Annotated in this window: 13 protein-coding genes; 7 read left to right on the top strand and 6 right to left on the bottom strand. The window is 59.0% G+C overall.

Going from position 1 to position 15,400, the window contains the following annotated elements; genetic code table 11:
* Positions 1 to 144: 144 nt before the first annotated feature.
* From ACA049_RS29010 to ACA049_RS28995, 4 genes are all read left to right on the top strand, one after another.
* Positions 145 to 1,200: an HAD family hydrolase gene (locus ACA049_RS29010; RefSeq protein WP_497331645.1), complete on the top strand. Its 1,056-nt coding sequence runs from the start codon at positions 145 to 147 to the stop codon at positions 1,198 to 1,200.
* Positions 1,201 to 1,390: 190 nt separating this feature from the next.
* Positions 1,391 to 1,924 carry an RNA polymerase sigma factor gene (locus ACA049_RS29005; protein ID WP_497331643.1) on the top strand — a complete coding sequence of 178 codons (534 nt, stop codon included), beginning with the start codon at positions 1,391 to 1,393 and terminating at the stop codon, positions 1,922 to 1,924.
* Positions 1,921 to 2,919 (top strand): FecR family protein, encoded by a 999-nt coding sequence (locus tag ACA049_RS29000; protein WP_497331641.1) that lies wholly within the window; start codon positions 1,921 to 1,923, stop codon positions 2,917 to 2,919. Before ACA049_RS29005 ends, ACA049_RS29000 begins: the two co-directional genes overlap by 4 nt.
* Before the next feature lie 151 nt (positions 2,920 to 3,070).
* Complete coding sequence (locus ACA049_RS28995; RefSeq protein WP_497331639.1) at positions 3,071 to 5,527, top strand: TonB-dependent siderophore receptor; 2,457 nt, start codon at positions 3,071 to 3,073, stop codon at positions 5,525 to 5,527.
* A gap of 166 nt (positions 5,528 to 5,693) precedes the next feature.
* On the opposite strand, the gene ilvD is transcribed toward ACA049_RS28995, so the two are convergent.
* From ilvD to ACA049_RS28970, 5 genes are all read right to left on the bottom strand, one after another.
* Positions 5,694 to 7,535, bottom strand: coding sequence for a dihydroxy-acid dehydratase (gene ilvD / locus ACA049_RS28990; RefSeq protein ID WP_497331637.1), 1,842 nt, complete (start codon positions 7,533 to 7,535; stop codon positions 5,694 to 5,696).
* A gap of 258 nt (positions 7,536 to 7,793) precedes the next feature.
* Positions 7,794 to 8,999: an MFS transporter gene (locus ACA049_RS28985; RefSeq protein ID WP_497331635.1), complete on the bottom strand. Its 1,206-nt coding sequence runs from the start codon at positions 8,997 to 8,999 to the stop codon at positions 7,794 to 7,796.
* Positions 8,992 to 9,969, bottom strand: coding sequence for a diiron oxygenase (locus ACA049_RS28980; RefSeq protein ID WP_497331633.1), 978 nt, complete (start codon positions 9,967 to 9,969; stop codon positions 8,992 to 8,994). Before ACA049_RS28980 ends, ACA049_RS28985 begins: the two co-directional genes overlap by 8 nt.
* On the bottom strand, positions 9,966 to 11,045 hold the full coding sequence (locus ACA049_RS28975) for a SagB family peptide dehydrogenase (RefSeq protein WP_497331631.1): 1,080 nt from the start codon (positions 11,043 to 11,045) through the stop codon (positions 9,966 to 9,968). The genes ACA049_RS28980 and ACA049_RS28975 overlap by 4 nt, the downstream gene beginning before the upstream one ends.
* A 426-nt stretch (positions 11,046 to 11,471) precedes the next feature.
* Entirely contained in the window at positions 11,472 to 12,668 is a 1,197-nt protein-coding gene (locus ACA049_RS28970) for a class I SAM-dependent rRNA methyltransferase (RefSeq protein WP_003195152.1), read from the bottom strand.
* A 312-nt stretch (positions 12,669 to 12,980) separates the two neighbouring features.
* On the opposite strand from ACA049_RS28970, the gene ACA049_RS28965 reads away from it, so the two are divergent.
* Genes ACA049_RS28965 through ACA049_RS28955 form a run of 3 tightly spaced genes read left to right on the top strand, consistent with a single transcriptional unit; the run spans position 12,981 to position 15,031 of the window.
* The gene (locus ACA049_RS28965) at positions 12,981 to 13,796 is read left to right on the top strand and encodes an HDOD domain-containing protein (RefSeq protein WP_497337004.1); all 816 of its coding nucleotides are present in this window, start codon (positions 12,981 to 12,983) and stop codon (positions 13,794 to 13,796) included.
* A gap of 45 nt (positions 13,797 to 13,841) precedes the next feature.
* The gene (gene mutM, locus ACA049_RS28960) at positions 13,842 to 14,654 is read left to right on the top strand and encodes a bifunctional DNA-formamidopyrimidine glycosylase/DNA-(apurinic or apyrimidinic site) lyase (RefSeq protein WP_109635635.1); all 813 of its coding nucleotides are present in this window, start codon (positions 13,842 to 13,844) and stop codon (positions 14,652 to 14,654) included.
* A 53-nt stretch (positions 14,655 to 14,707) separates the two neighbouring features.
* Positions 14,708 to 15,031 (top strand): multidrug transporter, encoded by a 324-nt coding sequence (locus ACA049_RS28955; protein ID WP_010466790.1) that lies wholly within the window; start codon positions 14,708 to 14,710, stop codon positions 15,029 to 15,031.
* A 111-nt stretch (positions 15,032 to 15,142) separates the two neighbouring features.
* Here ACA049_RS28955 and ACA049_RS28950 read toward each other — a convergent pair whose 3' ends face one another.
* A complete protein-coding gene (locus ACA049_RS28950) occupies positions 15,143 to 15,394 on the bottom strand; it encodes a YfhL family 4Fe-4S dicluster ferredoxin (RefSeq protein ID WP_010466792.1) in 252 nt (83 codons plus the stop codon).
* Between the last annotated feature and the right edge of the window lie 6 nt (positions 15,395 to 15,400).

The raw sequence follows: 15,400 nt of genomic DNA, 5'->3' as shown, positions 1-15,400 counted from the left end.
TCTGTTAACTGTCGTTTTTGGAATAAGAGGGTGTCGTTGTCGGGGATGCAGCTGACGCGGAAGGGACGCGGGCGGTCGCAGGCAGACGAGGACTGTCACACTAATTTGATAGCGTCGATATCTTTGAATCAGGGAGAAATACAGATGAAGTTCGCACCAAAATTTCTGGTTGCTGCACTCTGTCTTGGCCTCGCCGGCCAGGTACTCGCCACGGATCTGAAGCATTGGCCCGCCGATCAGGCCAAGGCGCTGGACGCGATGATTGCGGCCAACGCCAACAAAGGTAACTACGCGGTGTTCGACATGGACAACACCAGTTACCGTTACGACCTCGAAGAGTCGTTGCTGCCGTACATGGAAAACAAGGGCCTGATCACCCGCGACAAGCTCGACCCCTCCCTGAAACTGATCCCGTTCAAAGACACCGCCGACCACAAGGAAAGCCTGTTCAGTTACTACTACCGCCTCTGCGAAATCGACGACATGGTGTGCTACCCATGGGTCGCGCAGGTGTTCTCCGGTTTCACCCTCCAGGAACTCAAAGGCTACGTTGATGAGCTGATGGCTTCGGGCAAACCGGTGCCGGCCACTTATTACGAAGGCGACGTGGTGAAGAACCTCGACGTCAATCCGCCGAAAATCTTCACTGGTCAGAAAGAGCTCTACAACAAACTGATGGAGAACGGCATCGAGGTCTACGTGATGACCGCTGCCTCCGAAGAGCTGGTGCGCATGGTCGCTTCCGATCCGAAGTACGGCTACAACGTCAAACCGCAAAACGTCATTGGCGTGAGCCTGTTGCTCAAGGACCCGAAATCCGGAGAACTGACCACGGCGCGCAAGCAAATCACCGCCGGCAAGTATGACGAGAAGGCCAACCTCGGCCTTGAGCTGACCCCGTACCTGTGGACCCCGGCGACCTGGATGGCGGGTAAACAAGCGGCGATCCTGACTTACATCGATGAATGGAAAAAACCGGTGCTCGTGGGCGGCGACACACCGACCAGCGACGGTTTCATGCTGTTCCACAGCGTCGACGTGGCCAAGGGCGGCATCCACTTGTGGGTCAACCGCAAGGACAAATACATGACCCAGATTAACGGCATGATGGCCAAGCACGCAGCGGCCCAGGCCAAGGAAGGGTTGCCGGTGACGGCGGACAAGAACTGGGTGATCGTCAAGCCTGAAGAGATTCAGTAACACCGAGGCGCATCAATCGCGGGCAAGCCTCGCTCCTACAGGATCACCGCTGACCCGTAGGAGCGAGGCTTGCCCGCGAATGCCATCACTCGATCCTTCAGAATAATCTCAGAAAAGATATCAATTGCGAATCACTCGCATCTTCTGCTAGCGTGCGCGCTCCTGAACGACCCCCGATCAAGGTAGTGCTGTGCCCTCCTGGAATACGCAGATTGCTCGCCTGTTCGCCGAACAAAAGAAAGCCCTGGAAGCGTTCGTCACCCGCCGCACCGGCAGCGCTCAGGTGGCGGCCGATCTGACCCAGGAGTCTTTCCTGCGCCTGGCGCGCCTTGAATCCGGCGAGAAAATCGACAACCTCCCCGCGTTTCTTTTCACCATCGCCAGCAATCTGGTGCGCGATCATCAGCGCCAGACCATTCGCCGCGAGCGCATGGAAATCGGCGAGCCCAGCGAAGATTTGCCTTGCTCCAGCCCGTCGGTGGTCGAGCAATTGTCTGCCTGTCAGGACGAATCCCTGATGCGCGATGCCATTTCGGCGTTGCCAGAGGCGACCCGCCAGATTTTCCTGCTCTATCATGTCGACGAACATTCCTACCGGGAGATTGCCGAGCGTCTGGCTATCAGCCCGCGTAGTGTCGAATACCAATTGCGTCGAGCGCTCATCGATTGCCGGGCCTTCATCCAGGTGCGGCTGGCGAGCGATGACCGAGGATCGCGGCCATGACTCGCGAACCCGTAGCCGTGGAACCCCTGATGATTGAACCCAATGCAACGGCCCCGGCCGATGACCTGTTCGCCGAGGCGTCCGGCTGGTATTTCCGCCTTCAGGCCGAAGACGTAAGTGCCGCTGAACTCGACGCATTCGCCACATGGCTGGCTCAGGGTCAGGCGCAGGACGATGCCTGGCAGGAAGTTCAGGCGCTGCTCGGTGCCTTGCGCCAACCCGCCCGGGCCGTACGCGAACTGGAACAGCAGCAGGCACGCTGGCGTAAATCGCGTACTCGCCAATGGCTGGAGTGGTCGTGTGCTGCTGCGATATTTTTGATGGTCGGGCTGGTGGCGCTGCAAACACCCTTGATCGATCGCTTGCGCGCCGACTATGCGACCGGCACCGGCGAAATGCGCCGGGTTGAACTGGCCGATGGATCACAACTGCAACTCAACACTGACACTGCCGTGCAGATCCGCATGAGCGCCGGCGAACGGCATGTGCGTCTGCTGCGGGGTGAGGCCTGGTTCGTGGTGACCAAGGATGCCGCGCGGCCGTTTATCGTCGAGTCTGGCGATGGGCAGGTGAAGGTAGTCGGTACGCAATTCAGTGTTGCTCAACGCAATGACCAGACACGCGTACAGGTCGCCGAAGGGCGCGTCGAAGTGAATGCCGGGAGCGGTGATCCGGTCTATCTGGAGCCCGGTCGAGCGGTCGAGTATCAGGATCGTACTTTAGCGGCGGTTCATGGTTTCGACCCGGCGGCCGGGTTTGCCTGGCGTCAGCGACAACTGGTGTTTCGCCAGCAACCGCTTTCCGAAGTGGTCGACGAGTTGAACCGCTACTGGCCTGGACGCACGGTGGTGTTGGGTGATGGCTTGCGCGATCGGCGTGTTTCCGGGGTGTTCGATATCGACAAACCCGACTCCGTGATCAAGGCGCTGGTCTACACCCTTCATCTGCGTGCCGACCATTACACCCCGTATTTGCGAGTCCTGCGCGAAGGCTGAGGGTGGTGTTTCGCAAGTAGCTGCAAATAATTCTCAAATAGTTTCAGGGTTTTCTCTTGGGTCGTCGTCCTTGAACACTGAGGCGTAAACAATAAGCACTCTCAAGTAGTGCCGCGCCGCAACACCGACTTCGATCATTGGGGAAACATCCATGGGACATCCGATTGCTGCCCGGCACCTGCCGACTGTGTTGACGCTGGCGCTCGGCCTGGCGGTGACGACTGCGCAGGTTCACGCGCAGACCGCGCCGGCCGCACAGGTCCAGACCTATCGCTTTGAAATTCCGGCCCAGTCGCTGGATGCCGCGCTCGCCGCGTTCTCGGCAGTGACCCGGGTTCAGGTGCTGGTCTCGGCGGACGTGACCCAGGGCGTGCAATCCCCCGGCCTGCGCGGCAGCTACGCCAAGGATGAAGCGCTGGCGCGGCTGCTGGCGGGCACGGGGCTGGAAGCGAGTTTCATCGACAGTGACAGCGTGACCGTGGAACGGCGCCTGGCCTCGGGTTCGGCGCTGGAATTGGGCGCCACCAATGTCAGTGCCCAGCGGTTGGGAACCACGACCGAGGGGACGGGCTCCTACACCACCGGCCTGGTCACCCTGGGCCGGGGAGAGCAAAAACTCAAAGACATTCCCCAGTCGGTCAGTGTGATGACCCGTCAGCAGATGGACGATCAGAACACCACCAAATTATCCGAAGTGGTGAAGCGCACCCCAGGCCTGACGGCCACCAAATCGCCGGGCCCCGGGATGTTTATTTACTCGCGCGGTTTTGAAGTCGGCACCTTGCAATACGATGGCGTGCCCATCCCGCGCAACACCTATGCGCTGGGCAGCTACCTGACGGAAAACATGGCGATTTACGACCGTGTCGAAACCCTGCGTGGCCCCGCCGCCCTGTTGCAAGGTGCAAACAGTCCGGGCGGCACGATGAACCTGGTGCGTAAACGCGGCCAGCAGACGCCCACCGTCACCCTCACCGGCAAGGCCGGTTCCTGGGATCATTACGGTACTCAGGTCGATGCCGGCGGCCCGCTCAATTCCGAAGGAACCCTGCGTGGCCGCGCCGTTGTCGACTACGACACCACCAACTCCTTCGTCGATTACGCCGGTGGCTGGAACCAGACTGTCTACGCGGCCGTCGATTACGACTTCACCCCAGATACCACCGTTGGCATCGGCATCAGTAACCAGAAAGGGCATTCGCGGCCCAACTTCATGTCGCTGCCGCGTTATGCCAGTGGCGCCGACATCGGCCTGCCGCGCTCCACGTTCGTCGGCGCGAGCTGGAACCGTAACGTCAACAACCAGACCATGGTCTTTGCCGATCTGGAACACCGTTTTAATGACGACTGGAAACTGAAAGCCGCCGCTATCTCGACGAGTGAACACAACGACGCCACCTATCAGGCGACATGGGATGAAATCCCTGACCCTGGCACCACAGGCAACGTGCGCTACGTGGATTGGGTGACTGACTTCAACACTGAAAGCCGCGGGCTGGATATCTACGTCAACGGTAAGTTCGAGGTGCTGAACTTCGAGCAGGAGTTGGTGCTGGGGGCTAACTATTCCAAGCTCACCACCGATGATTTGTATGCGCGGGATGCGACCGATGGCGCCGACATCTTCAACATTGACCACCACCGCGTACAGCGTGACAAAAACGAACTGCTGGCGGACGGAAGCGGTGCGAAATCCTGGTACGACATTCGCCAGAAAGGCATTTACGGCACCTGGCGGGTAAAGCTGCTCGACCCGTTGACCCTGATTCTCGGGGCGCGAACCAGTTGGTATGACTTTTCCTACAAGGACCAAAGCGGCTTCCAGGGTGTTTACGATCCGGTCACCGAAAGTACGACGCAGACCACCGGGCGCGTTACGCCCTACGCCGGTCTGGTCTATGCCCTTAATGATCAGTGGTCCGCGTATGCCAGTTACGCCGACGCTTTCGAACCTCAGACCAACATCACCGTCTCCGGGACGATGCTGAAGCCGATCGAAGGCAGCAATTACGAACTCGGCATCAAGGGTGAATTGGCCGATGGTCGCCTGAACACAGCCTTCGCGGTGTTCCGATATGACCAGGAAAACCGGGCGGCCCAGGACCTTCAAGGCGGCATGAATTGCAATGGCTGGTATTGCTCGGTGGCCTCGGGAAAGGTGCGTAGCCAGGGTTTCGAAGCTGAACTCAGCGGCGAGCTGCTGCCCGGCCTGCAAGTGGCTTCGAGCTATACCTACAACACCACCAAGTTCCTCAAGGATGACACCTACGAAGGCAAAGTCTTCAGTACCTGGACGCCCAAGCACATGGTGAAAGTCTGGGCCGATTACAAGCTGCCGGGTGACTGGGAACGCGTCAGCGTCGGTGGTGGCGTGACCAGCCAGAGCAGCACCGAGTCATACGACCGCAAATTCAGTGTGCCGGGCAATGCAATCTGGGATTCACGGGTGGCCTACAAGATCAGCGATGAAGTCACCGTCGCTGCGAACCTGAACAACGTGTTCGACAAAAAGTATTACATCCCTGCGTATAACGCGATCTGGGGCAGTAACTACTACGGCGATCCACGCAATGTGATGTTTAGCGTCACATACAAACCTGAATTCTGACGCGGTCCTGTGGGAGCGGGCTTGCTCGCGAATGGGGCATCACATTCACCATTGATGTTGAATGACACACCACTTTCGCGAGCAAGCCCGCTCCCACATTGACCGAGGTCGCCACAAAAAAAATGCCCCGCACTTGGCGGGGCATTTTTATTTCTGCGACTGACGCTTACAGCCCGTCGAGCATCGCCTTGTTACGCACAGCACCTTTATCGGCGCTGGTTGCCAGCAGGGCGTAGGCCTTCAGTGCGGTGGTCACTTTACGTGGACGTTTTTCCACAGGCTTCCAGCCTTTTTGGTCTTGCTCGACACGGCGGCCAGCCATTTCCTCGTCGCTGATCAACAGGTTGATCGAGCGGTTCGGAATGTCGATCAGCACTTTGTCGCCGTCCTGCACCAGACCAATCGCGCCGCCCGCTGCTGCTTCCGGGGAAGCGTGGCCGATGGACAGGCCGGAGGTGCCGCCGGAGAAACGGCCGTCGGTGAGCAGGGCGCAGGCTTTGCCCAGACCTTTGGATTTCAGGTACGACGTCGGGTAGAGCATTTCCTGCATGCCCGGGCCGCCTTTCGGGCCTTCGTAACGGATGATCACGATGTCGCCGGCCTTCACTTCGTCAGCGAGGATGCCGCGTACGGCACTGTCCTGGCTTTCGAAGATTTTTGCGTTGCCTTCAAACACGTGGATCGACTCGTCAACGCCCGCGGTTTTCACCACACAGCCGTCCAGCGCGATGTTGCCGTAGAGAACGGCCAGGCCGCCTTCTTTCGAGTAAGCGTGTTCGACACTGCGGATGCAGCCGTTTTCACGGTCGTCGTCCAGGGTTTCCCAACGGGTCGACTGGCTGAACGCGGTTTGCGTCGGGATGCCCGCAGGGCCGGCCTTGAAGAAGTGATGCACGGCTTCATCGTCGGTCTGGGTGATGTCCCACTTGGCGATGCCTTCGGCCAGGGTCTTGCTGTGCACGGTCGGCAGGTCAGTGTGCAGCAGACCGCCGCGAGCCAGGGAACCGAGGATGCTGAAGATCCCGCCGGCACGGTGCACGTCTTCCATGTGGTACTTCTGGATGTTCGGCGCGACTTTGCACAGTTGCGGTACGTGGCGGGAGAGACGGTCGATGTCGCGCAGGTCGAAATCGATCTCGGCTTCCTGGGCCGCGGCCAGCAAGTGCAGGATGGTGTTGGTGGAACCGCCCATGGCGATGTCCAGGGTCATGGCGTTTTCGAACGCCTTGAAGTTGGCGATGTTGCGCGGCAATACCGACTCGTCGTTCTCGGTGTAGTAACGCTTGCACAGCTCGACGATGGTGCGGCCAGCCTGCAGGAACAGCTGTTCGCGGTCGCTGTGGGTGGCGAGGGTCGAACCGTTGCCCGGCAATGCCAGACCCAGGGCTTCAACCAGGCAGTTCATCGAGTTGGCGGTGAACATGCCGGAGCACGAACCGCAGGTCGGGCAGGCGCTGCGCTCGTACTCAGCGACTTTCTCGTCAGAAGCGCTGGAGTCGGCGGCAATCACCATGGCGTCGACGAGGTCGAGACCGTGGCTGGCCAGTTTGGTCTTGCCGGCTTCCATCGGGCCGCCGGAGACGAAGATCACCGGGATGTTCAGGCGCAGGGACGCCATCAACATGCCAGGGGTGATCTTGTCGCAGTTGGAGATGCAGACAATGGCGTCGGCGCAGTGGGCGTTGACCATGTATTCGACGGAGTCGGCGATGATCTCGCGGCTCGGCAGCGAATAGAGCATGCCGTCGTGGCCCATGGCGATGCCGTCATCCACGGCAATGGTGTTGAATTCTTTCGCTACACCGCCGGCGCGTTCGATTTCGCGGGCGACCAGTTGGCCCAGGTCCTTGAGGTGGACGTGGCCCGGTACGAATTGGGTGAACGAGTTGGCGATGGCGATGATCGGCTTTTTGAAGTCGTCATCTTTCATCCCCGTGGCGCGCCACAGTGCGCGGGCGCCGGCCATGTTGCGGCCATGGGTGGATGTTTTCGAGCGGTAATCAGGCATGAAGCACTCCGGGCGGCTAATCAGGTATCAAAAGGGAAGTGAGCTTCTATTGACGTCTGGAACACCCAGAAATGGCCGTGTGTCCGGAAGTTGCCGATAACTTTGCGGGATCGCCGCGCGCTTCAGCTTGAGCTCATAAACCCGCCGGGGGATGACTGGCGATGAATGTCGCGATTCTACACGGCTGGCGTCAGGAGGGAATGCCGGGAAGCGTTGATCCAGCGCTGACACAACGTGCGGGATGACGACTGGCAGGTTTCATCCGGCACTCAGCGCCTGATGCCGACGGATGATCAGTACATTGAGGCCGGCGCCAAAGGTGCTCAATATCAGGAAACTTAATCCAAGCGTGATTTGCAAATGACTCCCGCTCAAATTGATGAGGGCACTGATAACCCCACCGAAGATAAACACCAGGGTGTTGCCGACGGAGGCCGACGTGCCAGCGTAGTCCGGGAATATATCCATGGCTTTGGAGGTGGCCACCGGGCGGGCGATGGTCGTGCCGGCGGTGCAGATGATCATCGGGACCAGCACCGTCAGGATTGAAAGCCCCATCAGGGTGGACAGCAACAGCATGACCAGCCCCGAAAAAAAGATCAGGCCCAGCCCCACGACAATTTGAGTGTCGGGCGTTACCCGGTTGGCGAGTAACCTGGCGACGACCCCACCAAAAAGGTAGGCCGCACCATAAGACAGCAGGGTCAGGGAGAATTCGTACGGCGACAGTTGCAACTGCTCCATGAAGATCAGGGGCGAGACGACAATGAAGGAGAAGTGGCAGGTGAAGGCAATGGCGGCGATCAGCCAATAGCCGAGGAAACCTGCGTCGCGACAGATCATCCGGTACGACTGGACGATGCCCAGGCGCGCAGCTGTAACAGGGCGCAGGTTTTCAAGAAAGAAACAGGCCTTCACAAACACCGCGGCGGCCAAGGCAATAAAGACAATAAAGCTGCCGGGCCAGTCCATGGCGTGTTGCAGCAACGTGCCCGCCAGTGGCGAAACCGAGATGAAAATCCCGCTGGCGGTGACCATCAGGATCCGCAATTGTTCGCGATCCTTGCCGTGGAACAGATCCTGGACCAGCGCCTGTGAGAGCACAAAACAGCCGCAGCCAATGGCCTGGATCACCCGGAACATCAGGAACCAGGCGTACTCGCTCGACAGGACACAACCTATGGCGCCGATCATCGAGACGGCCATGCCGGCCAACAGCAAACCCTTGCGCCCGATGGCATCCGACAGCGGCCCGATCAGCAACTGAGAAACGGAAATGCCGATGGCAAACAGGCTGATGGAGAACGCGATGTTGGCCGGTGTGGTCTGGAAGTGTTCGGCCAGGGCCGGGAAGGACGGCAGCAGGACATCAAGGGGAAAGACGCCGAGCAGCACCATCGTCATCAACAGAATCACCGCGGACTGACGTTTTTTGGCGTCGACTGCATTGTTTCCTTCATTCATCGAGAAGCCCTGCCCTGGAGAAAAGTTGCCGATTGGCAGGCAGATCGAAGAACCCGGCTTTTTTCATGGCGTCGAGCGTGGCGCCGGCACCCGACCGTGCACGCAGACGCTGTGCTTGCGGGCCGGTCAGGTCGCAAAGAATTTGCGCGACAGACGTTTCACTCAGGCCGGCGCTGCGCAGGCTTTCGCCAAGCCAGCGGTCATCGACTTCAAAGAAAATCAGCAGGATCTCCAGAAGCAATCTGGCGGTGAACGTGCGTTGGCCACAGCTCAGTTGCAGCCACAGGAAATGAAACACCTCGCAAAAGTAGCGACTGTGTCGGGCCTCGTCGGCAAGGTGATCCCTGAGCATTTCCTGAACGCTGCTCACCAATGTGTCGCGGCAAACGTCGAGCAATTCCTTGGCGATTATCGTCTCCGAGACGAAGCCGGCAAGAAACCACGCCAGTGCTTTGTGCCTGTCCGGTGTGCGATCGAGCAGGGCGTTCAGCCGGCTTATCCGCTGGGGCATCACCGGGCGATCAGTCATGCCGTAAATATCAGCAATCTGCTCGGCGAGGCTGTTGGAGAACAGCGCGTGATAAGCCTCGTCTGTGTAGAGCTGCAGCGCGGCGGTTTTCATCCGTTGAGGGATGGAAACACCCAGTTCGTTGTGGACGATGGTTTCCACGGATCGGTTGACGATACGGTGTTCGAGCAGGGTGGTGTAGTCGAGGAAATGCACCAAATGGTTGGCGGACAGGCGATGAACGATCGCTCTGCCTGCTGCCTTGATCGCCGGGTGATTCAGGTAAGGCAGAAAAGCCGGTGGAAACCAGTGGCGGGTTTCCAGTTGCCGTTGCAGGTCCGAAGACAATTGATAGGCGTGTTCGCTGCTGCGCACCGAGGCTCGGGTATTCCAGTCTCCAAGGGTGAAGCGATTGGCCCATGAAGCGGGGGCGGACGCAGTGTCGATGGGGGATTCGGTCATTGTTGCTGCCCCCGATTGCTCAGCAGCGCTTTCAGCTCCTTGCACATCACTTGCCCGTCACTCTGTCCGCAGCCGACAAAAAACAACGGTTGCTCTGCGCTGTCTTCCAGTCCCAACAGTGCTTCGACCCGATCATCCGTCAAGGCGCCGGTCAGCCAGGTGTTCAATCCCAGCGAAGTGGCCGCCAGTTGAAAGGTCTGGGAAATATGGCCGGCCTCGACGTAGGCCATTCGGTAGGCCCGGGAGTGTTCATATTTCCACCACAGCTTGTCGAATCGACTGGTGATGAACAGGCCTGCGGGCAGGTTATCGATGAAATGTTGCCCACACATCAATTGCCCCAAAGGCTCACTTGGCAACGGATTAACGAAACTCAGTGCGTGCCCGATGGGGTGATAGGCGTAGAGGCCGGGTTGCAGGCCGATGACGTTTTGCACCAGCAGAAAGCCTTCGCAGGCATTCAGTCCGCCCCCGGACGGGCTGCTTCGTCGGGCGCCGAGGCCTTCGACAATGCTGTCGTCGACGTCGTTTTCGCGTTCATGCAGGTAGCCGAGGGACAGGTACAGCAATGTACTGACCGCTTTGAGGGAAACCGCTTCACCCGTGAAGGTGCGGCAGGTTTTCCGGTTCACCAAGGCGTTTGCCAGGGAGCCTTGCGGCAGGCAGGACGGTTTTGGCAGGACAATCAGCTCGCCTTCCAGGCGTTCCGAGCGCCTGGCTTTCGGCGAGGGAGTACTCAGCACATCGGCGCAATGATCAAGATATTGTTTTGACCATTCATTAATATTTTGCGGAATGTGTTCGCAAGGAATGTTCTTGGTGCCGATATGAAATATCTTCGACAGTTCGTCCCAACCCCACTCAATATTGTCGGTTGTTGCTGTTGTCAGTATTCCAGCGCTCAGTAGCTGGGTGTCAATTGTATTGCGTTCGTTGAACTTGTCGGGGTTGTCGATAAGTTCGGCCAGGCGAGTGGAGTATTTGAGGTTCAGTTCAAACTGTTTGTGGTTCTTGTAATCCCAAACTATTTGACCGGGCGTACGAGGAAGTATGAATAGATGAGGGCTGATCTGCATGATGGGCGGTTCGCTCTGGGCAATGCCATGGAAAACGCTGGGTAGCCGGCACTCCCCAGCGCCTCATTTACTTAACGGGCTTTAGGGGCAACCAGAAAAGCCAGGTTCGCGATGTTGTTAGCTTCCAGAGTAATTGCTTTCATTTGGAACTCCTTGTAATTGAAAGTGAGTGTCACTTCGTTGTGACACGCTTAATCATAGAGTGAAACGAGCGCTTATCAAGGCGATATTGGGTAGGAAACTTCCAGTAATTTTGTCGGAACGATCTTTGGTATGAACAAGTTTTGTCAGTCGTATTCTTTTTAATAAGAAACACAGAGAAACGTCCTGCAAGTTCACAGGAACGCAAGCGTAGGAAGTTTGAAGGGGATTCAATAACAGATAATAAAACGGGGAGCCCATCGGCTCCCCGTCAAACCGGTGTCATCAGCTGTTTGGCAGCAACCGGCAGGTGATGCTCTTGATGTAGCGGGTTTCGGCGATGGCCGGGTGAACCGGGTGATCCGGGCCCTGACCGCCGCGTTCGAGCATCTGGATGTTGCGGTCCAGGTGACGGGCGCTGGTCAGCAGAATGTTCTGCAGATCGTCTTCCGGCAGGTGCATCGAGCACGATGCGCTGACCAGGATGCCGTCCTTGCTGAGCAGGCGCATGGCTTGCTCGTTCAGGCGACGGTAGGCGCCTTCACCGTTCTTCATGTCTTTCTTGCGTTTGATGAAGGCGGGCGGATCGGCAACGATCACGTCGAAGCGTTCTTCGCTGGCTTTCAGCTCTTTGAGGGCTTCGAACACGTCGCCTTCGATGCAGGTCATTTTCTCGGCAAAACCGTTCAGCGCGGCGTTGCGCTCGACGCCGTCGAGGGCGAAGGCCGACGCATCGACGCAAAACACTTCACTGGCGCCGAAAGCGGCAGCCTGCACACCCCAGCCGCCGATGTAGCTGTACAGATCCAGCACGCGTTTGCCTTTGGCGTAAGGGGCCAGGCGCGCGCGGTTCATGCGGTGGTCGTAGAACCAACCGGTTTTCTGACCCTGGATGACCGGTGCTTCGAATTTCACGCCGTTCTCTTCCAGCGCGACCCACTCCGGCACCAGGCCGAATACGGTTTCGACGTAGCGGTTGAGGCCTTCGGCATCACGGGCAGCGGAGTCGTTCTTGAACAGAATGCCGCTTGGCTTGAGCACTTGGGTCAGCGCGGCGATCACGTCTTCTTTATGGGCTTCCATGGTCGCCGAAGCGATCTGCACCACGAGGATGTCGCCGAAGCGGTCGACCACCAGGCCTGGCAGCAGGTCGGAGTCGCCGTAGACCAGGCGATAGAACGGCTTGTCGAACAGGCGATCGCGCAGGGACAGCGCAACGTTCAGGCGATGGACCAGCAGCGACTTGTCCAGCGGCAACTTGATGTCGCGCGACAGCAGGCGAGCGCAAATCAGGTTGTTCGGGCTCATGGCCACGATGCCCAGCGTCTTGCCGCCGGCGGCTTCGAGGATCGCCTGGTCGCCGGCTTGGAAACCGTGCAAAGGGGTCGCCGCTACATCGATTTCGTTGCTGTAGACCCACAAGTGGCCGTTTCGCAGGCGACGATCGGCGTTGGCTTTAAGGCGCAGGCTAGGCAGGGACATGACGTCGCTCCGGAAAAAAGAGCGGGAGTATAGCGTGTTGAGGGTTGTGGCGGGCCGGGCGGGCGATGAAACGCTGATGGCCTCTTCGCGGGCAAGCCTCGCTCCTGCCGGATCGTGTAAATCTGTAGGAGCGAGGCTTGCCCGCGAAAGCGATTTCGATGGCTATGCAGAAATGAAACTTTGGCCGATGTGCAGGCCGGTGTGTCGGATCCAACTTTATAAAGGTTAGAATCGCCACCTGGCCCAGAGTGTGTACTTATGTCCCAAGAGCTGACTTCCGAACAGATTCAACAGTCCCTGCAAGGCATCAGCGTGCCTGCTCAGCCGCAAATCATGGTGGATTTGCAGATGGAGCAGTACATGCCCGACCCGGACCTGGAAACGATCGCGAAGCTGATCTCCCAGGACCCGGGGCTCTCCGGCGCCTTGCTGAAGATCGTCAACTCGCCGTATTACGGCTTGAGCAACAAGATCGCCTCGATCCAGCGTGCGGTGAATCTGCTGGGCAGCCGTTCGATCATCAACTTGATCAATGCGCAGTCGATCAAGGGCGAGATGAACGACGACACCATCGTCACCTTGAACCGGTTCTGGGATACCGCTCAGGACGTGGCAATGACCTGCCTGACACTGGCCAAGCGCATCGGCGCCCAGGCCGGCGATGAAGCGTACGCGCTGGGGCTGTTCCACGACTGCGGCGTGCCGCTGATGTTGCAGCGTTTTCCCAACTACATGACCGTTCTGGAAGAGGCCTACGCCAACGCCAGCGCCGAATGCCGGGTGGTCGACACCGAGAACCGGGTGTTCAACACCAACCACGCGGTGGTCGGTTATTACACGGCCAAGTCCTGGCGCCTGCCGGAACACGTGACCGCCGCGATCGCCAATCACCACAACGCCCTGGCGATTTTCAGCGATGAGTCTTCGCGCAACGCTCAGCTCAAGAACCTGCTGGCGATCCTGAAAATGGCCGAGCACATTTGTGCGTCCTACCGGGTGCTGGGTAATCAGACCGAAGACCACGAATGGAACAGCATCGGGCATCTGGTGCTCGATTATGTCGGCCTTTCGGACTACGACTTCGAGACCCTCAAGCAAACGATTCGTGACCTCGGCGCTCATCGCTGAGTAGCGGCTGCTTCATTTATTCGAGAGCTCTGATTCGAGAACACCATGCCTGAACTGCCAGAAGTCGAAACCACCCGCCGCGGGATTGCGCCGCACCTGGAGGGCCAGCGCGTCAGCCGGGTGATCGTGCGTGACCGTCGCTTGCGCTGGCCGATTCCTGAAGACCTCGATGTGCGCCTGTCCGGCCAGCGCATCGTGCTGGTGGAGCGGCGCGCCAAGTACCTGTTGATCAATGCCGAAGTCGGCACGCTGATCAGCCATTTGGGCATGTCGGGCAACCTGCGGCTGGTGGAAGTCGGTATGCCGGCGGCCAAGCATGAGCATGTGGACATCGAACTCGAATCCGGCCTGGCCCTGCGCTATACCGACCCGCGTCGGTTTGGCGCGATGCTCTGGAGCCTCGACCCGCTCAACCACGAACTGCTGATTCGCCTGGGGCCGGAGCCGCTGACTGACCTGTTTGATGGCGATCGCTTGTTCCAGCAGTCCCGCGGGCGATCCATGGCAGTCAAGCCGTTCATCATGGATAACGCGGTGGTGGTTGGCGTCGGCAATATCTATGCGACCGAAGCCTTGTTCGCCGCCGGCATCGACCCGCGACGCGAGGCCAAGAGCATTTCCCGGGCGCGCTATTTGAAGCTGGCGATCGAGATCAAACGCATTCTGGCTGCCGCCATTGAACGTGGCGGCACGACATTGCGGGACTTTATCGGCGGTGACGGTCAGCCGGGGTATTTCCAGCAGGAATTGTTCGTCTACGGACGTGGCAGTCAACCGTGCAAAGTCTGTGGCACCGAGCTGCGGGAAGTGAAGCTGGGGCAGCGCGCCAGCGTCTTTTGCCCACGCTGCCAGAGCTGATACGTCCTACGGTCTATAGTCAGTGTTCTCACTGCCAGCCGAAGGACCGTGCCATGAATTCGTTTCGAACCCTTGTTGTTGCGCTGCTGCTGAGCGTCGGTGCGCCCGCGCTGGCGGCAAGCAGCGGCAGCGGTGACCCGCGCTACACCATCCAGAATCCCCCGGCCTACGCCATGCTCGGCGACTTGCTGATCGCCCGACCCTTGTTGGTCGTGGCGACGGTGATCGGTGCCGGGGCGTTTGTGGTGTCGTTGCCTTTTACTGCCTTGGGCGGCGGTATTGGCGATGCGGGTCAGGCGCTGGTGGTTGATCCAGCGAAAGCGGCGTTTGTGCGGTGCCTGGGGTGTATCGGGGAGGGGTTTGAGCAGCGGGAGTGAAGCCTTGAAAGCTTCGCGGGCAAGCCTCGCTCCTACAGGTTATGCGCCATTTGCACTAATCCTGTAGGAGCGAGGCTTGCCCGCGAAGGCGTCCTCACAGACGCCAAGGAATCAAGCCTTGCCGGTAATGATCCGATACTTCGCCATCAACTGCTCTTCGGTCTCCGGATGCGCTTCATCCAGCGGAATGCAATCCACCGGGCACACTTGCTGGCACTGAGGTTCGTCGTAGTGGCCGACACACTGCGTGCACAGGTTGGGGTCGATCACGTAGATCTCTTCGCCTTGGGAAATGGCGGCGTTCGGGCACTCGGGTTCGCAGACGTCGCAGTTGATGCAATCGTCGGTGATGATCAGGGACATGCTAAC

This window comes from Pseudomonas sp. LBUM1662 (assembly GCF_059695915.1).
Note: the sequence above shows the minus strand (reverse complement) of the source record. Positions and strands in the feature narration are given on the sequence as shown.